Genomic DNA, 21,135 nt, shown 5'->3' on the forward strand with positions numbered 1-21,135 from the left:
GTCCCGGGCCCGCGGCGCCCCCCCGGGGCCCCCCCCCCCCGCCCCGGCGCGCCCCCCCCCCCCCCCCGGCGGGGGCCCCCCCGCCTCTTCGGCCGGGCCGGGTCCGCTCAGCTGGTGGTGCCGTGCTCCGGCGGGGGCAGGATCAGGGTGGGTTCCAGGACCACGCGGGGGGCGGGTTCCTCGCCGGGGCGGGCCAGTTCGGGGCGTGTGCCGCGCTGCTGGCGCCAGCCGGCCTGGGCGACGACGACGGCGACGTAGGGGATGGCGACCCCGCCGGCGAGGGCGCAGAACGCGACGGCGGGCCAGCGGTTCCAGGTGAGGGCCATGACGACGACGCAGGCGGTGCGGATCAGCATGGCGGTGACGTACCGGCGCTGACGGCCCCGCAGGTCCTGGCTGAGGCCGGTGCGGGCGCGGGTGATGGACTCGGCCCGGGGACCGTCGCGGTGCCAGGGCGTGCGGTTCATCGGTCCTCCCGTTGAGGTCGCGGTGGCGGACGGTGGGACGACGACGGCGCGGGTGATCGTCCCTGATCACCCGCGCCGTGTCGGTGGCCCGGTCCTCGTCCCGGTCGGCGTCGCCGACGCCCCGGGCCTACATCATCAGTGCGCTTCCCGGTCCGGCTCCCGCTCCAGGGCGCTCACGTGCCCGTTGGACGGGACGCCGTGGCCGTTGGCCGACCCGTGCCCGTTGGGCGACTCGCCGAGGTGCTCCAGGGCGTGCCGCATCTCCTCCTGGGTCGGGTGCGGGAGCTGGCTGCCGTACAGCCAGCGGCTGACGCGGTGGCGCAAGTACTGCTTGCGGGCGCGCGGGTTGGGCACGCCGTCGGCGTCCTCGGCGGCCGGGGCGGGCAGGACCTCGCGCCGGTCGCGGGCGAGGATCGTGTACTCGGCCTCCCGGTCGAGCCGGGCGTGGACCTCGACGAACTCGCCGTGCGGCAGCCTGCGGATGCGTCCCGTCTCCCGGCCGTGCAGGACCTTGTCGCGGTCCCGCAGCTGGAGGCCGAGGCAGATCCGCCGGGTGACGACGTACGCCAGGGCCGGGACGACGAAGATCCCGATGCGCACGCCCCAGGTGATCTGGTTGAGGGACAGATGGAAGCGTTCGGCGAGCACGTCGTTGGCGCCGCCGAAGAACAGCACCAGGTACAGGGCGGCCAGCGAGGACACGAACGCGGTGCGCGCGGGATGGTCCCTGGGCCGGTCCAGGAGATGGTGCTCCTCCTTGTCCTTGGTGGCCCAGGCCTCCAGGAACGGCCACAGCGCGACGACCATCATCAGCAGTGTGGGCAGGACGACCGCGGGGAGCAGCACCGCCATGTTGACGGTGTAGCCGCCGGGCAGCACGAACTCCCAGGCGGGCATGGCCCGCAGGGCGCCTTCGAGGAAGCCCATGTACCAGTCGGGCTGGGAGCCCTGGGAGATCTGGTCGGAGCGGTAGGGCCCGTACGTCCACACCGGGTTGATCTGGGCGACGCCGGCCATGAAGGCGAGGACACCGAAGACGAGGAAGAAGAACCCGCCCGCCTTGGCGGTGTAGTTGGGCATCAGGGGGGCGCCGACGACGTTCTTCTCGGTCCGGCCGGGGCCTCTGAACTGGGTGTGCTTGTGGTAGAAGACGTAGATCAGGTGCACACCGGCCAGGGCCAGGACGATGCCCGGGATCAGCAGGATGTGGAAGCTGTAGAACCGGGGGATGATGTCGTGCCCCGGGTACTCGCCGCCGAACAGGAACAGTGTCAGATAGGTGCCGACCAGCGGGATGGCGAGCGTGACGCCCTCCGCGATGCGCAGACCGGTGCCGGAGAGCAGGTCGTCGGGGAGCGAGTACCCGATGAAGCCCTCCAGGGTGACCAGGACCAGCAGCGAGAAGCCGATGAGCCAGTTCACCTCGCGCGGCTTGCGGAACGAGCCGGTCAGGAAGTGCCGCAGCGTGTGCAGCATCAGCGCACCGATCATGATCAGTGCGGACCAGTGGTGCAGTTGCCGGATGAACAGGCCGCCGCGCACGTCGAAGCTGATCTCGATGGTGGAGGCGTAGGCCTGGGACATCGGGATGCCCTGAAGCGGGACGTGCGATCCGTGGTAGACGGTCTCGGTCATGCTCGGGTCGAAGAACATGGTCAGCCACAGGCCGGTCAGGATCAGCACGATGAGGCTGTACAGAGCGATCTCGCCGAACATGAACGACCAGTGGTCGGGAAACACCTTGCGGATCAGAAACCGGAAGTGGTAGATCCCGAGCCGTCCGTCCGCCCAGTCGGCCACGCGCTCGCCTCTGGACGTCTCGACGCGGCTGCCGTTCGGCGCCGTTTCGGTCGTGCTCATACCCGCGCGCCCTCCCCTCGCCGCTCGGCCGTCACAGGCAAGGTGGCCTGCCGCGGCGCAAGCCGGCCGGTGCCCTGGAGCGGTTGAAACGCTATCCACGGGCCGGTGAACGGAACAACCGCGCTCAAGCGATACTCAAGTGCGAACTCAAGTGATCCCTGAGTGAGTTGTGGGCCGTCGGAATACAAGTGGCTTTCTGTGCTGGTCAGTTGATCCACCCCTGTCATGAACCTGAGCGTATGGCCGTACGATTTCGGCCGCGACGGTGTATGACGCGCCATCCGGCCGAAAACAGACCCGTTCTCACGGTCGTCGCCGCTCACCGGCCGGTGCCGCGGCGGGCCAGTGGGCCGAGGAGCCGGTGGGCCGGGGCCGGGCGGAACCGGTGGCCACACCGATCGCGGGCGCGGACGCGGACGCGGGCCGGCGCCTGCGGGTGCCGTGGGTGAGGCTGGGCGGCGCGGCGGGCGCCGTGGCCCGCCGGATGCCGAGCGCGGCGCGCAGCGACAGCGGGCGGGGCGGGGCGAGGGTCTCGGCGGAGGCGAGGAGCGCCGCCGCCGCCCGCCGGTCACCGCGCGCGGCGGCGACCGCGAGCCGGGCCGCGTAGCCCTCGCCGTACCGTGCGGGCCGCCAGGCGGGCGCGACCCGGTGGCCGAGGGCCCGGCGCAGCCTGCGGCCGATGCCCACCGCGGTGCCGTGGGCGCGCAGCATCTGGTCCAGAACGACGGCGCTCTCCACGGCGAGGGTCATGCTCTGGCCGTGGGCCGGGTCGAGGGCCGCGAGGGCGTCGCCGACGACGAGGAACTGGTCGGGGAAACGGCGCAGCCGCTCGTAGTGCCGCCAGCGGCTCGAGCCCCGGCAGGTGTAGACGGGTCCGAGCGGGGTGGCCGCCTCGATCAGGTCGGACAGCAGCGGGTGCCGCAGGTCGCGGGCCGCGTCGAGGAGTTCGGTGTGGTCGGCGGGCGGCGCGCCCTCGGCGGCGACGCTCACCGACCAGCGTCCGCCCTCGACCGGGGCGAGGACCGCACGGCGTGGATCGTGGGGCGAGGGCAGGAGCAGCAGCCCCGCGAAGTCGGCGACGTGCCCGACCGGCGGCGCGTACAGGGTGGTGGCGTACGACGTGCCCGCGTCCACGACGGACTCCTCGGGGACCGGGTAGCCCAGGCGGGCCAGCCACTCGGGGGCGTGCGAGCCGCGTCCGGAGGCGTCGACGACGAACTCGGCCGCGAGCAGGCGCCGCCTGCCCCACCCCTCGGGTGCCGAGCGGTCCCGGCCGCGCACCCACACCCCGGTCACGGTGTCCTGGGGGCCGCTTTCGAGGGCGACCGCCTCGTGCCGGGGCAGGAAGCCGACCCGGGGGTCGGCGCGCAGCCGGTCCCGTACCGTCCAGTCGATCAGGTCGCGGCCGGCGCTGATCACGGTCAGGTCCGCGTCGAAGCGGGGCAGCCAGCCGGCCGGGCCGAGCGTCAGCAGGTCCTCGGGGGCGCGGACATGGACCGCGCCGGCGCGGGCGAGGTCGTGCCGGATGCCGGGGAAGAGCCGGTCCAGGCCCTGATGCGCGGTGGCGGTCAGGGTGTGGGTGTGCCGCGCCTGGGGCACACCGCGGCGGCGTCCCGGTCCACGGGGCAGCCAGTCGCGTTCGACGACGGTGACCTCGTCCATGAAGTTCGCCAGTGCCCGCGCCGCGGTGAGCCCGGCGAGGCTGGAGCCGATCACCACGGCATGACCGTGGCCCCGGGCCCCTTCGACAACACGTGCGTCCAGACTCAACTCGGCCGCCTCCCCTGTGCGTTGTCGTTGCATCATGCGCCGCGCGGCGAGCCTGACGACCAGGTTCAGGGCCGTCTCCAGCGGCATTCAAGGGGGATGCGAGGTGTATTCGAGAACGGCCCGCGGGCGGGCACGGGTCCGGCCGGTGCGTGCGGCGCCGTCACCCGCCAGGCGCACCGGCCGTTGTCGGTGGCCGCGACGCCGTCACCCGCCGCGGCCACCCGTTCCGCGCCCGGTCAGCAGGGCCACCTCCGCACGGGTTGGAACCCGGCGAGCGCCCGGTCCACGAGCGGACCCGCGAGGCCGGTGTATCCGGCCGGGTCGAGCAGGTCGGCCACCTCTTCCCGGCTGAGGACACCAGCCAGCTGGGGCAGGTCGGCGAGGATCTCGGCCAGCGGCAGCCCGGTGCGGGTGGCGAGCAGGGAGGCGTGGCCGAGGAGTTCCTTCGCGGCGGTCCTGCCCAGCCGCGGGGCGAGGACCGCGGAGATCCGCTCGGAGACGAGCTGCCCGCCGGTCGCGGCAAGGTTCGCGCGCATCCGGTCCGCGTGGACGCTGAGCCCGCGGGCCAGTTCGACGGCCGTGTGCGCGGCGCCCCCGGTGAGCCGGAGGGCCTCGCGCAGCGGCTGCCACTCGGCGTGCCACACCCCCGCGGACCGTTCGTCCTCGGCGGGCAGACACTGCAGCAGCACCGCCGCGAGCGCCGGGACCTGCAAGGACGCCGAGCGGATCAGGGTGGCGAGCACGGGGTTGCGTTTGTGCGGCATCGCGGAGGACGCGCCACGTCCGGCGACGGACGGTTCGGCGACCTCCCCGACCTCGGTGCGGGTCAGCACCAGCACGTCCGCGGCAATCTTCCCGAGGGCGCCGGTGGTGTGGGCGAGGGCCGCGGCGAGATCGGCGACGGGGGTGCGCAGCGCGTGCCAGGGCAGCACGGGCTCGGCGAGGCCGGTCTCGTCGGCGAACGCGGCGCCGAGCTCGTGGAGCACGGTCGCCGGGTCGGCGCCCTCACCGGCGTACTGGAGGTATCCGGCGAGGGTGCCGGCCGCGCCGCCGAGCGCGACCGGCAGTTCGACGCGTTCGAGGCGTTCGGCCGCGTCGAGCAGCGACTGCCGCCAGCCGGCGGCCTTCAGCCCGAACGTGGTGGGCACGGCGTGCAGGGCAAGGGTGCGGCCCGCCATCACGGTGTCCCGGTGCTCGGCGGCGAGCGCGCCCAGCGCGTCGGCGGCGGCCCGCAGGTCGGCGACGGTCGGCGTGAGCGCCCTTCGGGCGACCAGCATCGCGCCGGTGTCGAAGACGTCCTGGCTGGTGGAGCCGCGGTGCACGTACTCGGCGGCCAGCGGGGACCGTTCGGCGACGACCGCGGTGAACGCCTTGACGAGTCCGACGACCGGGTTCGCGGTCTCCCGCGCGGCCAGCGCCAGTTCCCGCACGTCTAGGTGGTCGGCGCGGGCGGCGGCCGTGATCGCGGCGGCGGCCTGCGCGGGCACGGTGCCGCACCGGGCCTGGGCGCGGGCCAGCGCCGCCTCCGCGTCGAGCATCGCCTGGAGCCAGGCGCCGTCCCCGACAGCCGCCTCGACGGGGGTGCCCGCCCGTACCGGCGAGAGCAGCCCGGCGTCGAGGTGGGCCGTCAGGGTCCCCGCCCGCGGGGACGCGTCCATGGTGGTCATGCGTTCGCCTTTGCGTTCGCGGTGGCCGGCTCCGCGACGGGCCGGGGCAGTTCGGGCAGGGCGAGGACCGCCGCCGCGATGGCGTCGGAGTCCTCCAGGGTGACCGAGCCGACGCCGGGCCGGATGCCCGCGGCGGTCACCCAGTGCACGGACTCGGTGGGCACCCCGTAGGCGAAGCGCCGCGGGTGCGGTACGCCCCGGGCGTCGATCACGTGGTAGGGACGCTCGGACACGGCGAGGCCGCCGGTCTCGTAGTCCGCGCCGCCGTCGCCGTCCGGACCGGGGATCCGGTACGGGTGGCACCGCCCGGTGCGCAGCAGCTCGTTCATCAGCGGGTCCGCGGTACGCCGGAGGTCGATCTCGGGCAGCCGGGCCTCGATGAGGACGGTCGCCGTGATCCGTACGTCCGGTATCTCGCCGGACGCGCACACGAAGACGCCCTCGTCCTCGTCGGCGGTGACCCGCATGCCCGGCCCGGTCACATCGAGGATGCCGGCGTCCAGGAGGGCCGCCATCTCCTCGATGCGGGAGGCCGGCGGGCCGATGGACAGATAGGCGTTGAGCGGGGTGTACCAGCCGTCGAGGTCGTCGCGGTGGGACGCGGCGGTCAGGCCCGCGTGGTCGACGGCGAGCCGCAGTTCGTTGCGCAGGTCGCGTAGGACGTCGAGAGCGGCCTTGACCGGTCCGCTGACGTTGCCCTGCCGGGCCAGGCGCACATCGTCGTCGAGGTGGCCCCGCAGCCAGGCACGGAACTCGGCCCGGTCGGTGAAGACCCGGTCGCCGTAGGGTCGGGCGACCCGCTTCCAGTCCCAGCGCTCGGTGGGCGCGACGCCGGTCGCGTCGAGGAGGACGTCCTCGTCGGCGCCGGGTTCGGCCTCCAGGTACGCCTCGACGAACTCCTCCACCACGTCGGGGAGTTCACCGCGCGATTCCAGCAGCGCCGCGTAGTAGACCCCGCACACCTCCTTGGAGATGAGCGGCCACAGGTCCGCGGCGAAGTCGATGGCGCCGCGGTCCGGGGTACGGGAGCGCAGGGCCGCGATGTAGCCCGTGGTCAGCAGCCGTGGGTAGTAGCGGCCGTGGGCGCCCTTCTCGTTCTCGCCGCGCGCCTGGTAGGGCACCCCCCGCCGGGACCCGGCGTGCAGCCGCGGCTCACGGCCGGAGGGCCGGTAGACGAGACGGCCGTCGACCCGGGTGAAGACACCGCCGCGGCCGTGGGTGAACAGGGCCAGGTAGTCGAAGAAGTTGAGCCCGAGTCCGCGCAGCAGCACCTGTTCGCCGGGCCGGATGCCCGTCAGGTCGACGTCGGCCGGGTTGGCAGGGGCGATGTAGGTGAGGCCCTCGCGCTCCGCGTACCGGGTCAGCTCCCGTTCGGTGTCGGAGAGCCGGGCCGGCACATGGCCCTGGGCGAGGACGACCGCGGACAGTCCGGTGAGCCGGGTGCCGTCCTCCAGGACGACGGTCTGCTCCCCGCGGGTGCCCTCGTCGTCGAGGGCGACGGCCCGCACGGCATGGGTGCGCACCGTGACATGTGCCGCGGCGCCCGCGACGACGCGCTGGAAGGCCCAGGTCAGATAGGAGCCGTACAGCGCGCGGGTGGGGTAGGAGTCGGGGCCGAGCCGGCGGGCCTCGGTGAGGACCTCGTCGTCGTAGCCGGCTCGCGGGGCGGCCTCCAGGGTGTGCGAGACCAGCGCCTTGGCCCACTCGTAGAGGCTGGGCCCCTCGTCCAGCGGTCCGTCGATCCGGACGCTGGCGTCGGTGTAGACCGTGACCTGCGAGGACACGGTGTTCATCAGCAGGTGCCGGGACTGCGTGGGGCGCCACACCCGTCCCGAGCCGGGCGGGTCCGGGTCGACCACGTGCACGGTGACGGTGTCCCAGCGGGGCGATTTCCTCTCCTGTGCGCAGAGCCGTTCCAGTACGGAAAGGCCCCGCGGGCCTGCCCCGACGAGGCAGACCTCCAAGTGCGCCGCCGCGTCACCGCGGGCGGACCGGGCGGAACCCCGGACGTCCGGATAGCCGAATGGCATCGGATCGTCCAGGGCATACTGAGCGGCCGCCGTCACCAGCGGCCCTGCGGTGAGTCCGACGCTAACTGCGCGTTCGCCTCCATGCGTACCGTCCACAGCGCCTCCTTCCTCCGCCACCGTCGGGGCAGGCGCTCAACCACTGGTCGGTCCCTGATGGAAAGCCGCTCGAGAAACGGCGAAGACCCGCGAAAACCGCGCTGCAGCCCGGCCGGAAGGCGGCCCGCGGGCACCTCAGGCGAGCCGCGAACGATGCTGTATCGGGACTCCAGAACCGATGGCTACTTTCGGGAAAAAGGCGTAACTGGATCGACCCGGACATGAGATTGCAGCACGGCCGCTCAGGGCGGGCCGCCTCATGAAGGAGACGCGTTGATGGTTCACCCGTGCCCCCGACATCACACGCAGGAGAGCCGTGCCGTCCCGGGATTCGTCCTTTGTGCCGCCTGTATCGCTCAGGTGGAACGCGATCTGCGCGCACTGCCCGCACTGCACCAGGAATGTGTGCACCACATTTCCCCGACGCACCGGCGCAGCAATCCCACCCGGGTGTCGGGAACCCGGAGCCGGGACCATCTGAACTTCTCGGTCCTGGACGCCCGTCACCACATCGCCGCCACGCTCGCGTCGTGGTCGGAGATCGTCGTGGAGGAACTCGGCGTGACCGCGCCCGAGCGGTCGGTGCCGCGGCTCGCCGGGTTTCTCAGCACGCATCTTCAGTGGCTGGCGGCGCAGGTGCCGGCCGCGGACTTCGCGGACGAGACGGCGGCGCTGGTCGCCCAGCTGCGCACCACGGTCGACCCGGAGCCGGGGACGCTGCACACCCTGATCCGCAACTGCGTCGTCGACGGCTGTGCCGGGACCATCAGCGCCTCGCCGGGACACGCCGGTGCTTCGGGGAACCGGAGCATCGCGTGCTCGGCGGGGCATTCCTGGGAGACGCATGAATGGCTGACCCTGAGGCGGCTCATGGAGCGGGACCGAAAGGGCGTGACGGCATGAAGAAACCGCCTCGCCACCGGCTGGTCCCGACGAACGTGGCCGCTCTCGCCGTAGGGGTTTCCGAAGCGACGATCCGGAAGTGGGTGAGCCGCGGGAAGATCACCCGCTATGGCGCGCCGAACTGCCGCTCGGAGTTCGACATCGAGGAACTCACGGAGATCGCGATGCGGCGCCGTACCGGATCACCCGCACCGAAGTCCAATTGATCCGTCTGTCTCGAAGACTTTTGTGAAATGACAAGGGGAGTGAGTGCGTTGACTCTACGGACCTCGATGGAGGGGGTTTCGAAAAGCCATCGGGCTCGCTCGGTCGGCATCGGTCGCGCCCACGCCAAGGCGATCCTGCTGGGCGAGCACGCGGTGGTGTACGGGACTCCGGCGCTCGCCCTGCCGATCCCGCAGCTGACGGCGACGGCGCATGCCGGATGGTCCTCGCACGCCTCCGACGCCCGCGGCGGACTGTCGTTCACGATGACCGGTTCCGCGTCTCGGGCGGTGGTGACGCTGGCCTCCGACGGGCTGCAGCGGCTCGCCGCAGCCTACAAGGAGCGCATGGGCGTGCCGGGCCGGCCGCATCTGGACGTCATCCTCGACGGGGCGATCCCGCCGGGGCGCGGTCTCGGCTCCAGCGCGGCGAACGCGCGGGCCATCGTCCTCGCGCTGGCCGATCTCTTCGGCCACGAGCTGACCGGGAACACCGCATACGACCTGGTGCAGACGGCGGAGAACATGGCGCACGGCCGGGCGAGCGGCGTCGACGCCATGTCGGTCGGCGCGAGCTCCCCGCTGCTGTTCCAGGCGGGCCGGGCCGAGGAACTCGCCATCGGCTGCGAGGGGTTGTTCATCATCGCGGACAGCGGCACCGCGGGCAGCACCAAGGAGGCGGTCGAGCTGCTGCGGGACGGTTTCCGGCGCGCGCCGGGGGCCGAGGAACGCTTCCTGAGCCGGGCCGCGGGCCTCGTCGAGGCGGCCCGCCGGGCGCTCGCCGACGGCTCCCCGGAGGAGCTCGGCACGCAGATGACGGACTATCACGAGCTGCTGCGCGCGGCCGGTCTGAGCACCGGCCTGATCGACACGATGGTGTCCGCCGCGCTGGCCGCGGGCAGCCTCGGCGCCAAGATCACCGGCGGTGGTCTGGGCGGCTGTGTCCTCGCCCTCACCCAGCCCGAGCAGGCCGGGACGGTCGCCCGCAGCCTGCACGACGCGGGCGCCGCCCAGACGTGGGTCGTACCGCTGAGGAGGCTCACCGGCCATGGGCGCTGAACCGCTGACCACCACCCTGCCGCGCGAGCGGGCGACGGGCACCGCCACCGCCGTCGCCCACCCGAACATCGCGCTGATCAAGTACTGGGGCAAGAGCGACGAGACGCTGTTCCTGCCCCGCACCGACAGTCTGTCGATGACCCTCGACATCTTCCCGACGACGACCCGCGTGCGGCTCGCCCCGGCGGCCGGCGAGGACACCGTCGTCTTCAACGGCGAGCACGCGACCGGCGAGCCCGCACACCGGATCACCGCCTTCCTCGACCTGGTGCGGGAGCGGGCGGGCAGCACCGACCGGGCCGTCGTGGACACCGTGAACACCGTCCCCACGGGCGCCGGGCTGGCCTCCTCGGCCAGCGGCTTCGCCGCGCTCGCCGTCGCCGCCTCAGCCGCCTACGGCCTCGACGGCGACCCGCGCGCCCTGTCCCGGCTCGCGCGGCGCGGCTCCGGCTCGGCCTCCCGCTCGCTCTTCGCCGACTTCGCCGTCTGGCACGCCGGAACCGACGACCTGAGTTCGTACGCGGAACCCGTGGAGGCCTCCGCCGACCTGGACCCGGCGCTCGTGGTCGCCGTCGTCAACGCGGGCCCCAAGGAGGTGTCCAGCCGCACCGCGATGCGCCGCACCATGGACACCTCCCCGCTGTACGAGCCGTGGGCGCTGTCCAGCGCGGCCGACCTGAGCGACATGCGGGCGGCCCTCGTCCGCGGCGACCTGGCGGCGGTGGGGGAGATCGCGGAACGCAACGCGCTCGGCATGCACGCCACGATGCTCGCGGCGCGCCCCGCCGTCCGCTATCTGTCGCCGGCCTCCCTGACCGTCCTGGACAGCGTCCTGGAGCTGCGCCGGGCGGGGGTCCTCGCCCATGTGACGATGGACGCCGGGCCGAACGTGAAGGTGCTGTGCCGGCGCGCGGACGCCGACCGGGTCGCCGCCACCGTGCGCGCCGCCGCGCAGGGCGGCGCGGTGCACATCGCCGGGCCGGGCCCCGGGGCCCGCCTGCTGATCGAGGACGAACGATGACCAGCCGGCGGACGGTTGTCCGGCGCGCGCCGGGCAAGTTGTTCGTCGCGGGCGAGTACGCCGTCGTCGAACCCGGCCACCAGGCGATCCTGGTGGCCGTCGACCGGTACGTGACCGTGACCGTGTCCGCCGGCTCCGTCCCCGGTGTGGTCGTCGCCTCCGAGCTCACCACGGCTCCCGTGCACGGCAGGTGGCTGGACGGACGGCTGACGGGCGCCGACGGGCTGCCCCATGTGGTGTCCGCGGTGGAGACGGTCGCCGGCCTGCTCACCGGACGCGGCCTGCCCGTACCGCCGTTGGACCTCACCATCGCCAGCACCCTGCACGAGGACGGCCGCAAGATCGGCCTGGGGTCCAGCGGCGCGGTCGTCGTGGCGACCGTCGATGCCGTCGCCGCCCACTGCGGTCTGTGCCTCACCCGCGAGGAGCGGTACCGGCTGGCGATGCTCGCCACCGCCCGCGTCGAACCCAAGGGATCGGGCGGGGACCTCGCCGCCGGGACCTGGGGCGGCTGGATCGCCTACCGGGCCCCCGACCGTGAACAGGTCCGCGAACTGGCGGACCGCCGGGCCGTGGAGGAGGCGCTGAGCGTCCCGTGGCCCGGCTTCTCGGTGCGCGGGCTGCCGTCGCCGCGCGGGCTGTCCCTCCAGGTCGGCTGGACCGGCACCCCCGCCTCCACCCCCGCGCTGGTGGGCGGGCTGCACCGCCGGAGCTGGCGCGGCACCCCCTCCCACCGCCGCTTCCTCGACACCACCGGCGCGTTCGTGACCGCCGCGGTCACCGCCCTCGACACCGGGGACGACGACGCCCTCTTGCAGCAGGTCCGGCGGGCCCGCCATGAGCTGGCCCGCCTCGACGACGAGGTCGGCCTCGGCATCTTCACGCCCCGGCTGACCGCCCTGTCCGACGCCGCCGAGGCCGTCGGCGGCGCCGCCAAACCCTCGGGCGCGGGAGGCGGCGACTGCGGCATCGCCCTGCTCGACGCCGCCGCGCCCGACGCCATCGCGCACGTACGTGACCGGTGGGCCGCGGCCGGGGTGCGACCCCTGCCGCTCTCTCCCGCCTCCGAAGGGAACGAGGAATGAGCAGCGCTCAGCGCAAGGACGACCATGTCCGCCTGGCCATGGAGCAGCAGCACGCGCACAGCGGACGCAACCAGTTCGACGAGGTGTCGTTCGTCCATCACGCCCTGGCCGGCATCGACCGCCCTGACGTGTCCCTGGCCACGACCTTCGCGGGCATCACCTGGCAGGCGCCGCTCTACATCAACGCCATGACCGGCGGCAGCGCGAAGACCGGCGTCATCAACCGGGACCTGGCCACCGCCGCCCGGGAGACCGGGGTGGCCATCGCGTCGGGCTCCATGCACGCCTACTTCAAGGACCCCTCCTGCGCGGCCACCTTCCGGGTGCTGCGCACGGAGAACCCCGACGGGTTCGTCCTCGCGAACGTCAACGCGACCGCGTCGGTGGACAACGCGCACCGCGCCGTGGACCTCATTGAGGCGGACGCGCTCCAGATCCACCTCAACACGGCGCAGGAGACGCCCATGCCGGAGGGCGACCGCTCGTTCGGGTCGTGGGCGGCGCAGATCGAGCGGATCGCGGCGGGCGTCGACGTGCCCGTCGTCGTCAAGGAGGTCGGCAACGGGCTGAGCCGCCAGACGATCCTCGCCCTGCCCAACCTGGGTGTGCGCGTCGCGGACGTCTCCGGGCGAGGCGGCACCGACTTCGCGCGCATCGAGAACGGCCGCCGTGAACTCGCCGACTACTCCTATCTGCACGGCTGGGGCCAGTCCGCGCCCGCCTGTCTCCTGGACGCCCAGGACGCCGGTCTGCCGCTGCTGGCCTCCGGCGGGGTCCGCCACCCCCTGGACGTGGCGCGGGCGCTGGCCCTCGGCGCCCGCGCGGTCGGCTCCTCCGGGGGCTTCCTGCGCACCCTGATCGACGGTGACGTCTCCGCGCTGATCGCGCAGATCTCCACCTGGCTCGACCAGCTCGCCGCCCTCCAGACGATGCTCGGCGCCCGCACGCCCGCCGACCTGACCCGCTGCGACCTGCTGATCCACGGCGAGCTGCGGAACTTCTGCGCCGACCGGGGCATCGACACCCGGCACCTCGCCCAGCGCTCCAGCTCCATCGACGCCCTTACCGAGATGACGGGAACCACAAGATGACCGAAGCACACGCGATCGCCGGCGTTCCGATGCGCTGGGTCGGCCCCCTGCGCATCTCGGGAAACGTCGCCGAGACCGAGACCCATGTTCCCCTCGCCACCTACGAGTCGCCGCTGTGGCCGTCCGTCGGCCGCGGCGCGAAGGTCTCCCGGCTCGCCGAGAAGGGCATCGTGGCGACCCTCGTCGACGAGCGGATGACCCGCTCGGTGCTCGTCGAGGCGACCGACGCGCTGACCGCGCTCACCGCCGCCCGTACGATCGAGGCCCGCATCGACGAACTGCGCGAAGTGGTGCGCGGGTGCAGCCGGTTCGCCCAGCTGATCGGCATCCGGCACGAGATCAACGCCAACCTGCTGTTCCTCCGCTTCGAGTTCTCCACCGGCGACGCCTCCGGCCACAACATGGCGACCCTCGCCTCCGACGCCCTGCTCGCCCATGTCCTGAAGACGGTTCCCGGGATCTCCTACGGCTCGATCTCCGGGAACTACTGCACGGACAAGAAGGCCACCGCCATCAACGGCATCCTGGGCCGCGGCAAGAACGTCGTCACCGAGATCCTCGTCCCGCGTGACGTCGTGACGGACGTCCTGCACACCACCGCCGCCAAGATCGTCGAGCTGAACATCCGCAAGAACCTCCTCGGCACCCTCCTCGCCGGCGGCATCCGCTCCGCGAACGCCCACTACGCCAACATGCTGCTCGCGTTCTATCTGGCGACCGGCCAGGACGCGGCCAACATCATCGAGGGCTCGCAGGGCGTCGTGATGGCCGAGGACCGCGAAGGCGACCTGTACTTCGCCTGCACCCTGCCGAACCTGATCGTCGGCACGGTCGGCAACGGCAAGGGCCTCGGCTTCGTGGAGACGAACCTGACCCGCCTCGGCTGCCGGGCCGAGGGCGCGCCCGGCGAGAACGCCCGCCGCCTCGCCGTCCTCGCGGCGGCCACCGTGCTGTGCGGCGAACTCTCCCTGCTCGCGGCGCAGACGAACCCCGGCGAGCTCATGCGCGCGCACGTCCAGCTCGAACGCGACAACAAGACCGCGAAGGTTGGTGTCTGAGCCATGTCCCTGTCCATCGGAATCCACGACCTGTCCATAGCGACGGGCGAGTTCGTCCTGCCGCACGCGGCGCTCGCCGCGTACAACGGCACCGAGATCGGCAAGTACCACGTGGGCATCGGCCAGGAGTCGATGAGCGTGCCGGCCGCCGACGAGGACATCGTGACGCTGGCCGCGACGGCCGCGGCGCCGATCCTCGCCCGGCACGGCAAGGACAGTATCCGCACGGTCGTCCTCGCCACGGAGTCCTCCATCGACCAGGCGAAGTCGGCGGGCATCTACGTCCACTCCCTGATCGGTCTCCCGTCGGCCACCCGGGTGGTCGAGCTCAAGCAGGCCTGCTACGGGGCCACCGCCGCCCTCCAGTTCGCGATCGGCCTGGTGCGCCGCGACCCCGCCCAGCAGGTCCTGGTCATCGCGAGCGACGTCTCCAAGTACGAGCTGGACAGCCCCGGTGAGGCCACCCAGGGCGCGGCGGCGGTGGCCATGCTGGTCGGCGCGGACCCCGCCCTGGTGCGGATCGAGGACCCATCGGGTCTGTTCACCGCCGACGTCATGGACTTCTGGCGGCCCAACTACCTCTCCACGGCCCTCGTCGACGGCCAGGAGTCCATCGGCGCCTACCTCCAGGCCGTCGAGGGCACCTGGAAGGACTACTCCGAGCAGGGCGGGCGCACCCTGGAGGAGTTCGCCGCGTTCTGCTACCACCAGCCGTTCACGAAGATGGCGTACAAAGCCCACCGCCATCTGCTGAACTACTGCGGCCGTGACACCGACAAGGACGACATCGCCCGTGCCATCGGGCGGACGACGGCCTACAACACGGTGATCGGCAACAGCTACACCGCGTCGGTGTACCTGGGTCTGGCGGCGCTGCTGGACCAAGCGGACGACCTGACCGGCCGTCCGGTCGCCTTCCTCAGCTACGGCTCCGGTTCGGTCGCCGAGTTCTTCGCCGGGACCGTCGTCGCGGGCTACCGGGACCGGCTGCGGACCGACGCCAACCTTGAGGCGATCTCCCGGCGCCAGCCGGTCGACTACGCCGGGTACCGCGAGCTGCATGAGTGGACGTTCCCGACCGACGGCAGCGACCACGCCACCCCGGAGCAGACGACCGGCCCGTACCGGCTCGCCGGGATCAGCGGCCACAAGCGGATCTACCAGACGCGTTAGCGCGTCGCGCGGGCGGCGCGGACCCCGGGCGGCCCCTCTGGAGGGCCGCCCGCCCGCCGCCCCCTCCGTACAGCCATTCACAGACCACTTGAGGGGAGGGCAGCCGCATGACAGACACCACGATCCCCGCCCCCGGCAGCCCCATGAAGGACATCAGGATCCTCGGCACGGGCTCCTACGTGCCCGAGCGGATCGTCTCCAACGACGAGGTCGGCGCGCCGGCCGGGGTGGACGACGCCTGGATCACCCGCAAGACGGCGATCCGTGAACGCCGCTGGGCCGCGCCCGGCGAGGCCACGTCCGATCTCGCGACGGCCGCGGCGCGCGCGGCGATCAGGTCGGCCGGCATCACGGCCGAGCAGCTCTCGATGATCGCGGTCGCCACCTCCACCCCGGACCGCCCCCAGCCGCCGACGGCCGCCTACGTGCAGCACAACCTCGGGGCGGCCGGCACCGCGGCGTTCGACGTCAACGCGGTGTGTTCCGGCACCGTGTTCGCGCTGTCCGCGGTCGGCAGCGTGATCCTGCGCCGCGGGGGCTACGCGCTGGTCATCGGCGCGGACACCTACTCGCGCATCCTGAACCCCGCCGACCGCAAGACGGTCGTGCTGTTCGGGGACGGCGCGGGCGCCATGGTGCTGGGCCCGACCACGCACGGCCCGCTCGTGCGGCATGTCGCCCTGCACACCTTCGGCGCCCTGTCGGACCTGATCCAGGTCCCGGCGGGCGGCAGCCGTCACCCCCTCGACCAGGCCGGTCTGGAGGCCGGGCTCCAGTACTTCGCGATGGACGGCCGCGAGGTGCGCCGCTTCGTCGTGGAGCAACTCCCGCAGCTCACCAAGGCGTTCCTGCACGAGGCGGGCGTCGAGGCCACCGACATCAGCCACTTCGTCCCGCACCAGGCCAACGGCGTCATGCTCGACGACGTCTTCGCCGACCTGGCCCTGCCCCGCGCCACCATGCACCGCACGGTCACCCACTACGGCAACACCGGCGCCGCCTCCATCCCGATCACCCTCGACGCGGCGGCCCGCAAGGGGTCCTTCCGCCCCGGGGACCTGATCCTGCTGGCCGGATTCGGCGGCGGTATGGCCGCGAGCTTCGCCCTGATCGAGTGGGGCTGAGCCCTTCCCGCCCTGCCCCAACCCTCCTAGACGTCTTCCGACAGAAGGGCCGCATCCATGTCGCTCGTGCTCGACGCCGCCGCCCAGGACCTCCTGTTCCGCGAGGCCCGTACGGCCAACGCCTTCACCGACGAGCCCGTGACCGACGAGCAGATCGAGGCGATCTACGACCTCGTGAAGTACGGTCCGACCTCCACCAACCAGAGCCCCCTGCGCATCACCCTGGTCCGCTCCGCGGAGGCCCGTGAGCGTCTCGTGCGGCACATGGCCGAGCCCAACCGCGCGAAGACGGCCGCGGCACCACTGGTCGCGCTCCTCGCCACGGACATCGAGTTCCACGAGGAACTCCACAAGCTGGTCCCGCACTTCCCGCAGGTCAAGGATCTCCTCTACGCGGAGCGCCCGGTCAGGGAGGCGTCCGCCGTCCTCAACGGGGCCCTCCAGGCCGCGTACTTCATCATCGGCGTCCGCGCGGCCGGGCTCGCCGCGGGCCCGATGAGCGGCTTCGACGCCGCCGCCGTCCAGAAGGAGTTCCTGGACGACGACCACACCCCGCTGATGGTGGTCAACATCGGCAGGCCCGGCCCCGACGCGTGGTTCCCGCGCGCTCCGCGGCTGGACCTGGACGAGGTGGTCACCACCGTGTGAACCGTCCCATTCCGGCCACGGCGAGAGGGCCGGGTCCGCGAGCGTCAGCTCGCCGGCCCGGCCCTCTCGCCGTTCAGCCGCGCTCGCGCGCACGCTCCTCGTAGGCGGGCCACACATCGCGTACGAGCAGCAGTTCCTGCGCGGACAGCGGCTGGTCCTCACGCAGCCGTTCGGGGTGCGCGGACGGCGGCCCGCCCACCCCTGGCGGCAGTACCAGGAACCGGCCCTGGGCGTAGCGCACCAGGCGGTTCTGGGAGCGTGAGGCCGTACGGGGCGGGTCGATGGCCTGCAGAGCCTCAGGGCCGACGTACATGGCGCCGTAGGACGCCAGGGACCGCCACAGAGGCCGCAGACAGCGGCTCACCGTCATCCGCAGAATGCCTCGCAGCATCCGAATCATGTCTGTACCTCCACGCCTCCACTCGTCGTTTCCTATAGAGACTGACAAGGTTCACTCGTGGACCGGTCGAGAAGTCATGGCGCCCGCGAGCGCTGTTTCCGGCCATCTCGCACGACGAAAGGCGCGCCGCAACGGGTGAGTGCGGCGCGCCTTCTGTCGTGCACGACGGCGACGACGGTGTCCGTCGCCGCGCGGCTCAGTAGCGGTAGTGGTCCGGCTTGTAGGGGCCGTCGACCTCGACGCCGATGTACGAGGCCTGCTCCGGGCGCAGCGTCGTCAGCTTCACACCCAGGGCGTCCAGGTGGAGGCGGGCGACCTTCTCGTCCAGGTGCTTGGGCAGCGTGTACACGCCGATCGGGTACTCGGACTGCTTGGTGAAGAGCTCGATCTGGGCCAGGGTCTGGTCCGCGAAGGAGTTGGACATCACGAAGGAGGGGTGACCGGTGGCGTTGCCGAGGTTCAGCAGACGGCCCTCGGACAGCACGATGAGGACCTTGCCGTCGGGGAACTTCCAGGTGTGGACCTGGGGCTTGACCTCGTCCTTGACGATGCCGGGGATCTGCGCGAGACCGGCCATGTCGATCTCGTTGTCGAAGTGGCCGATGTTCCCGACGATCGCCTGGTGCTTCATCCTGGCCATGTCGGCGGCCATGATGATGTCCTTGTTGCCGGTCGTGGTGATGAAGATGTCGGCCTTGTCGATCACCTCGTCGAGCGTGGTGACCTGGTAGCCGTCCATCGCCGCCTGGAGCGCGCAGATCGGGTCGATCTCGGTGACGATGACCCGGGCGCCCTGGCCGCGCAGGGACTCCGCGCAGCCCTTGCCGACGTCGCCGTAGCCGCAGACGACGGCGGTCTTGCCGCCGATGAGGACGTCGGTGGCGCGGTTGATGCCGTCGATGAGGGAGTGGCGGCAGCCGTACTTGTTGTCGAACTTCGACTTCGTCACGGCGTCGTTCACGTTGATCGCCGGGAAGAGCAGCTGACCGTCACGCTGCATCTCGTACAGACGGTGGACGCCGGTCGTGGTCTCCTCGGTCACGCCGCGGATGCCGGCGGCGATCGCCGTCCAGTCCAACGGGCTGTTCTCCAACAGGGAGCGTACGACGGCCAGTTCCTCGTTCTCGGCGACGGGCAGCTCGCCGGTCTTGCGGTACTCGACGCCCTTGTGGACGAGGAGGGTGGCGTCACCGCCGTCGTCGAGGATCATGTTGGGGCCGGCCTGTCCGGGCCAGGTCAGCGCCTGCTCGGTGCACCACCAGTACTCCTCCAGCGTCTCGCCCTTCCAGGCGAAGACGGGGATGCCGGCGGCGGCGATCGCGGCAGCGGCATGGTCCTGGGTGGAGAAGATGTTGCACGACACCCAGCGGACCTCGGCGCCCAGCGCGACCAGCGTCTCGATCAGCACGGCGGTCTGGACCGTCATGTGCAGCGAGCCCGTGATCCGGGCGCCGGCCAGCGGCTGCGTCCCGGCGTACTCCTCGCGGATGGCCATCAGACCGGGCATCTCGTGCTCGGCGAGGGTGATCTCCTTGCGGCCGAACCCGGCGAGGGAGAGGTCGGCGACCTTGAAGTCGGTGAATTCAGCAGGCATTGAGAATCCTTGCGCTCGGAGAAGCCAGTACGTTGCGGTGGATGTCCAGGGCCGCCGTGGATTTGTTGAGCGTGATGTAGTGCAGGCCGGGCGCGCCCTCGGCGAGGAGCCGTTCGGCCATGCCGGTGGCGTACTCGACGCCGACGCGGTACCCGTCCAGGGCGTTGTCGCGGGCCGCGTGGAGGCGGTCGGCGAGGACCGCCGGGAACGCGGCGTCGGAGAGTTCGGCGAAGCGGGCGATCTGCCGGTGGTCGGTGGCGGGCATGATCTCGGGGATGATCGGGATGTCGCAGCCGGCGGCGGCGACACGGTCGCGCAGCCGCAGGTAGTCCTCCACGCGGAAGAACATCTGCGTGATGGCGTAGTCCGCGCCGGCCCGGCACTTGGCGACGAAGTGACGGATGTCGGAGTCCCAGTCCGCGGAGCGCGGGTGGCGCTCCGGGAAGGCCGCCACCCCGATCCTGAAGTCACCGAGCGAGCGGACCAGTTCGACGAGTTCATAGGCGTACCGGAACCCGTCGGGATGCGCCGTCCAGGGCCCCTTGGGGTCGCCCGGCGGATCGCCGCGCAGCACCAGCACGTCCCGGATGCCCGCGTCGGCGTAGTGCCCGATGATCTGCCGCAGCTCCGCCACCGAGTGCCCGACCGCCGTCAGATGGGCGACGGGACGCAGGGTGGTCTGGGCGGCGATGCGCCGGGTGACGTCGATGGTGCGCTCGCGGGACGATCCGCCGGCCCCGTAGGTGACGGACACGAAGTCCGGTGCGAGCGCCTCGATCCGGCGGATCGCCTCCCACAGGGTGCGCTCGCCCTTGGCCGTCTTCGGCGGGAAGAACTCGAACGAGAACGTCGTCACGAGCGGCCTCCCGCGTTGAAGTAGTTTGCCTCGGGGTGGTGCAGGACGATGGCGTCGGTGGACTGCTCGGGGTGGAGCTGGAACTCCTCGGAGAGGTGCACGCCGATGCGCTCGGGCCGGAGCAGGCCGGCGATCTTCGCCCGGTCCTCCAGGTCCGGGCAGGCCGGGTAGCCGAGGGAATAGCGGCAGCCCTGGTACTCGGTGCGGAACATACCGTCCAGGGAGCCCGGGTCGCCCGCGGCGATCCCCAGCTCGTCGCGGACACGGGCGTGCCAGTATTCGGCGAGAGCCTCGGCCAACTGGACGGACAGGCCGTGGAGTTCGAGGTAGTCGCGGTAGGAGTTGGCCTCGAAGAGCTTCGCGGTCTCCTCGCCGATCCGGGAGCCGACCGTGACGACCTGGAGCCCCACCACGTCCGTCTCCCCCGACTCCTCCGGACGGAAGAAGTCCGCGAGACACAGCCGACGGCCCCGGCGCTGACGCGGGAAGGAGAACCGGGTCAGCTCGGACCCGTTCTCGTCCAGCAGGATCAGGTCGTCGTCCTTGGAGACGCACCGGAAGTAGCCGTGCACGACGGCCGCTTCGAGGAGGTTCTCCGTCTGGAGCCGGTCGAGCAGCCCGCGCAGCCGGGGCCGCCCCTCGGTCTCGGCGAGCTCCTCGTACGAGGGCCCGTCCCCGGCGCGGGTCTGCTTGAGGCCCCACTGGCCCTTGAAGAGGGCGCCCTCGTCGAGCCAGGAGGCATACTCCTTGAGCTGGATGCCCTTGACGACCCGGGTGCCCCAGAACGGGGGTTCGGGGATCGGGTTGTCGACGGCGACATCGGAACGCCCCAGTTCGGGCGCCTCCTCCTCGGCCACCTGTACGACAGTGGCGCGCACCCGGCGCTGCTTCAGCTCCGGCAGCTTCACCCCCGGCACACCCCGCTTCACCGCGACGAGCGCGTCCATGAGGCGCAGACCTTCGAACGCGTCGCGGGCGTAGCGGACTTCGCCTTCGTAGATCTCGTGCAGGTCCTGCTCGACATACGCCC

At 72.1% G+C, this 21,135-nt stretch carries 19 protein-coding genes; 10 read left to right on the top strand and 9 right to left on the bottom strand.

All coding sequences use genetic code 11. The features are described from left to right. Positions 1 to 107 precede the first annotated feature (107 nt). The 5 genes from ACIPSE_RS33115 to ACIPSE_RS33135 all read right to left on the bottom strand — a co-directional run bounded on the left by ACIPSE_RS33115 (position 108) and on the right by ACIPSE_RS33135 (position 7,794). Positions 108 to 467 (bottom strand): DUF3099 domain-containing protein, encoded by a 360-nt coding sequence (locus ACIPSE_RS33115; protein WP_401669926.1) that lies wholly within the window; start codon positions 465 to 467, stop codon positions 108 to 110. Positions 468 to 602: 135 nt separating this feature from the next. Next, positions 603 to 2,327: a cytochrome bc complex cytochrome b subunit gene (locus tag ACIPSE_RS33120; RefSeq protein ID WP_401669929.1), complete on the bottom strand. Its 1,725-nt coding sequence runs from the start codon at positions 2,325 to 2,327 to the stop codon at positions 603 to 605. Between the two features lie 303 nt (positions 2,328 to 2,630). Further along, positions 2,631 to 4,184: an FAD-dependent oxidoreductase gene (locus ACIPSE_RS33125; protein WP_401669931.1), complete on the bottom strand. Its 1,554-nt coding sequence runs from the start codon at positions 4,182 to 4,184 to the stop codon at positions 2,631 to 2,633. Between the two features lie 149 nt (positions 4,185 to 4,333). Next, on the bottom strand, positions 4,334 to 5,764 hold the full coding sequence (gene pcaB / locus ACIPSE_RS33130) for a 3-carboxy-cis,cis-muconate cycloisomerase (RefSeq protein ID WP_401669934.1): 1,431 nt from the start codon (positions 5,762 to 5,764) through the stop codon (positions 4,334 to 4,336). Further along, positions 5,761 to 7,794, bottom strand: a complete 2,034-nt coding sequence (locus ACIPSE_RS33135; protein WP_401669936.1) for an FAD/NAD(P)-binding protein — start codon at positions 7,792 to 7,794, stop codon at positions 5,761 to 5,763. Before ACIPSE_RS33135 ends, pcaB begins: the two co-directional genes overlap by 4 nt. Before the next feature lie 546 nt (positions 7,795 to 8,340). Between ACIPSE_RS33135 and ACIPSE_RS33140 the strand changes: the two genes are divergently transcribed. The 10 genes from ACIPSE_RS33140 to ACIPSE_RS33185 all read left to right on the top strand — a co-directional run bounded on the left by ACIPSE_RS33140 (position 8,341) and on the right by ACIPSE_RS33185 (position 17,255). Further along, the gene (locus tag ACIPSE_RS33140) at positions 8,341 to 8,793 is read left to right on the top strand and encodes a hypothetical protein (protein ID WP_401669938.1); all 453 of its coding nucleotides are present in this window, start codon (positions 8,341 to 8,343) and stop codon (positions 8,791 to 8,793) included. Then, on the top strand, positions 8,790 to 8,999 hold the full coding sequence (locus ACIPSE_RS33145; RefSeq protein ID WP_401669940.1) for a hypothetical protein: 210 nt from the start codon (positions 8,790 to 8,792) through the stop codon (positions 8,997 to 8,999). The genes ACIPSE_RS33140 and ACIPSE_RS33145 overlap by 4 nt, the downstream gene beginning before the upstream one ends. A 48-nt stretch (positions 9,000 to 9,047) precedes the next feature. Beyond that, entirely contained in the window at positions 9,048 to 10,055 is a 1,008-nt protein-coding gene (gene mvk, locus ACIPSE_RS33150) for a mevalonate kinase (protein ID WP_401669943.1), read from the top strand. After that, positions 10,045 to 11,076 (top strand): diphosphomevalonate decarboxylase, encoded by a 1,032-nt coding sequence (mvaD, locus tag ACIPSE_RS33155; RefSeq protein WP_401669945.1) that lies wholly within the window; start codon positions 10,045 to 10,047, stop codon positions 11,074 to 11,076. Before mvk ends, mvaD begins: the two co-directional genes overlap by 11 nt. Continuing rightward, positions 11,073 to 12,161 (top strand): phosphomevalonate kinase, encoded by a 1,089-nt coding sequence (locus ACIPSE_RS33160; protein ID WP_401669948.1) that lies wholly within the window; start codon positions 11,073 to 11,075, stop codon positions 12,159 to 12,161. The genes mvaD and ACIPSE_RS33160 overlap by 4 nt, the downstream gene beginning before the upstream one ends. Continuing rightward, positions 12,158 to 13,252, top strand: a complete 1,095-nt coding sequence (gene fni / locus ACIPSE_RS33165) for a type 2 isopentenyl-diphosphate Delta-isomerase (RefSeq protein WP_401669951.1) — start codon at positions 12,158 to 12,160, stop codon at positions 13,250 to 13,252. Before ACIPSE_RS33160 ends, fni begins: the two co-directional genes overlap by 4 nt. Further along, positions 13,249 to 14,310 carry a hydroxymethylglutaryl-CoA reductase gene (locus ACIPSE_RS33170; RefSeq protein ID WP_401669953.1) on the top strand — a complete coding sequence of 354 codons (1,062 nt, stop codon included), beginning with the start codon at positions 13,249 to 13,251 and terminating at the stop codon, positions 14,308 to 14,310. The genes fni and ACIPSE_RS33170 overlap by 4 nt, the downstream gene beginning before the upstream one ends. A gap of 3 nt (positions 14,311 to 14,313) precedes the next feature. Continuing rightward, positions 14,314 to 15,483 carry a hydroxymethylglutaryl-CoA synthase gene (locus ACIPSE_RS33175; protein WP_401669956.1) on the top strand — a complete coding sequence of 390 codons (1,170 nt, stop codon included), beginning with the start codon at positions 14,314 to 14,316 and terminating at the stop codon, positions 15,481 to 15,483. Positions 15,484 to 15,590: 107 nt separating this feature from the next. After that, positions 15,591 to 16,607, top strand: a complete 1,017-nt coding sequence (locus tag ACIPSE_RS33180; protein ID WP_401669958.1) for a 3-oxoacyl-ACP synthase III family protein — start codon at positions 15,591 to 15,593, stop codon at positions 16,605 to 16,607. 57 nt (positions 16,608 to 16,664) lie between these two features. Beyond that, positions 16,665 to 17,255, top strand: coding sequence for a malonic semialdehyde reductase (locus ACIPSE_RS33185; protein ID WP_401669960.1), 591 nt, complete (start codon positions 16,665 to 16,667; stop codon positions 17,253 to 17,255). A 73-nt stretch (positions 17,256 to 17,328) separates the two neighbouring features. On the opposite strand, the gene ACIPSE_RS33190 is transcribed toward ACIPSE_RS33185, so the two are convergent. The 4 genes from ACIPSE_RS33190 to ACIPSE_RS33205 all read right to left on the bottom strand — a co-directional run. Beyond that, a complete protein-coding gene (locus ACIPSE_RS33190; RefSeq protein ID WP_401669963.1) occupies positions 17,329 to 17,655 on the bottom strand; it encodes a DUF6059 family protein in 327 nt (108 codons plus the stop codon). A 196-nt stretch (positions 17,656 to 17,851) separates the two neighbouring features. Further along, positions 17,852 to 19,249: an adenosylhomocysteinase gene (ahcY, locus tag ACIPSE_RS33195; protein ID WP_401669965.1), complete on the bottom strand. Its 1,398-nt coding sequence runs from the start codon at positions 19,247 to 19,249 to the stop codon at positions 17,852 to 17,854. Beyond that, on the bottom strand, positions 19,239 to 20,105 hold the full coding sequence (gene metF / locus ACIPSE_RS33200; protein WP_401669968.1) for a methylenetetrahydrofolate reductase [NAD(P)H]: 867 nt from the start codon (positions 20,103 to 20,105) through the stop codon (positions 19,239 to 19,241). Before metF ends, ahcY begins: the two co-directional genes overlap by 11 nt. Continuing rightward, positions 20,102 to 21,135: vitamin B12 dependent-methionine synthase activation domain-containing protein (locus ACIPSE_RS33205; protein ID WP_401669971.1), on the bottom strand; the 1,034-nt coding region annotated here is incomplete at its 5' end. The genes ACIPSE_RS33205 and metF, both read right to left, overlap by 4 nt.

It is taken from the genome of Streptomyces sp. NPDC090106 (assembly GCF_044747265.1).
In the GTDB taxonomy this organism is placed as follows: domain Bacteria; phylum Actinomycetota; class Actinomycetes; order Streptomycetales; family Streptomycetaceae; genus Streptomyces.

Excerpts from the sequence above, each read along its gene's own strand:
- ACIPSE_RS33160 (WP_401669948.1), top strand. The coding sequence starts at position 11,073 with ATGACCAGCCGGCGGACGGTTGTCCGGCGCGCGCCGGGCAAGTTGTTC.
- mvaD (WP_401669945.1), top strand. The coding sequence starts at position 10,045 with ATGGGCGCTGAACCGCTGACCACCACCCTGCCGCGCGAGCGGGCGACG.
- ACIPSE_RS33185 (WP_401669960.1), top strand. The coding sequence starts at position 16,665 with ATGTCGCTCGTGCTCGACGCCGCCGCCCAGGACCTCCTGTTCCGCGAG.
- ACIPSE_RS33190 (WP_401669963.1), bottom strand. The coding sequence starts at position 17,655 with ATGATTCGGATGCTGCGAGGCATTCTGCGGATGACGGTGAGCCGCTGT.
- pcaB (WP_401669934.1), bottom strand. The coding sequence starts at position 5,764 with ATGACCACCATGGACGCGTCCCCGCGGGCGGGGACCCTGACGGCCCAC.
- ACIPSE_RS33115 (WP_401669926.1), bottom strand. The coding sequence starts at position 467 with ATGAACCGCACGCCCTGGCACCGCGACGGTCCCCGGGCCGAGTCCATC.
- ACIPSE_RS33135 (WP_401669936.1), bottom strand. The coding sequence starts at position 7,794 with ATGCCATTCGGCTATCCGGACGTCCGGGGTTCCGCCCGGTCCGCCCGC.
- ACIPSE_RS33120 (WP_401669929.1), bottom strand. The coding sequence starts at position 2,327 with ATGAGCACGACCGAAACGGCGCCGAACGGCAGCCGCGTCGAGACGTCC.
- ahcY (WP_401669965.1), bottom strand. The coding sequence starts at position 19,249 with ATGCCTGCTGAATTCACCGACTTCAAGGTCGCCGACCTCTCCCTCGCC.
- ACIPSE_RS33175 (WP_401669956.1), top strand. The coding sequence starts at position 14,314 with ATGTCCCTGTCCATCGGAATCCACGACCTGTCCATAGCGACGGGCGAG.
- fni (WP_401669951.1), top strand. The coding sequence starts at position 12,158 with ATGAGCAGCGCTCAGCGCAAGGACGACCATGTCCGCCTGGCCATGGAG.
- ACIPSE_RS33125 (WP_401669931.1), bottom strand. The coding sequence starts at position 4,184 with ATGCCGCTGGAGACGGCCCTGAACCTGGTCGTCAGGCTCGCCGCGCGG.
- ACIPSE_RS33170 (WP_401669953.1), top strand. The coding sequence starts at position 13,249 with ATGACCGAAGCACACGCGATCGCCGGCGTTCCGATGCGCTGGGTCGGC.
- ACIPSE_RS33145 (WP_401669940.1), top strand. The coding sequence starts at position 8,790 with ATGAAGAAACCGCCTCGCCACCGGCTGGTCCCGACGAACGTGGCCGCT.
- ACIPSE_RS33180 (WP_401669958.1), top strand. The coding sequence starts at position 15,591 with ATGACAGACACCACGATCCCCGCCCCCGGCAGCCCCATGAAGGACATC.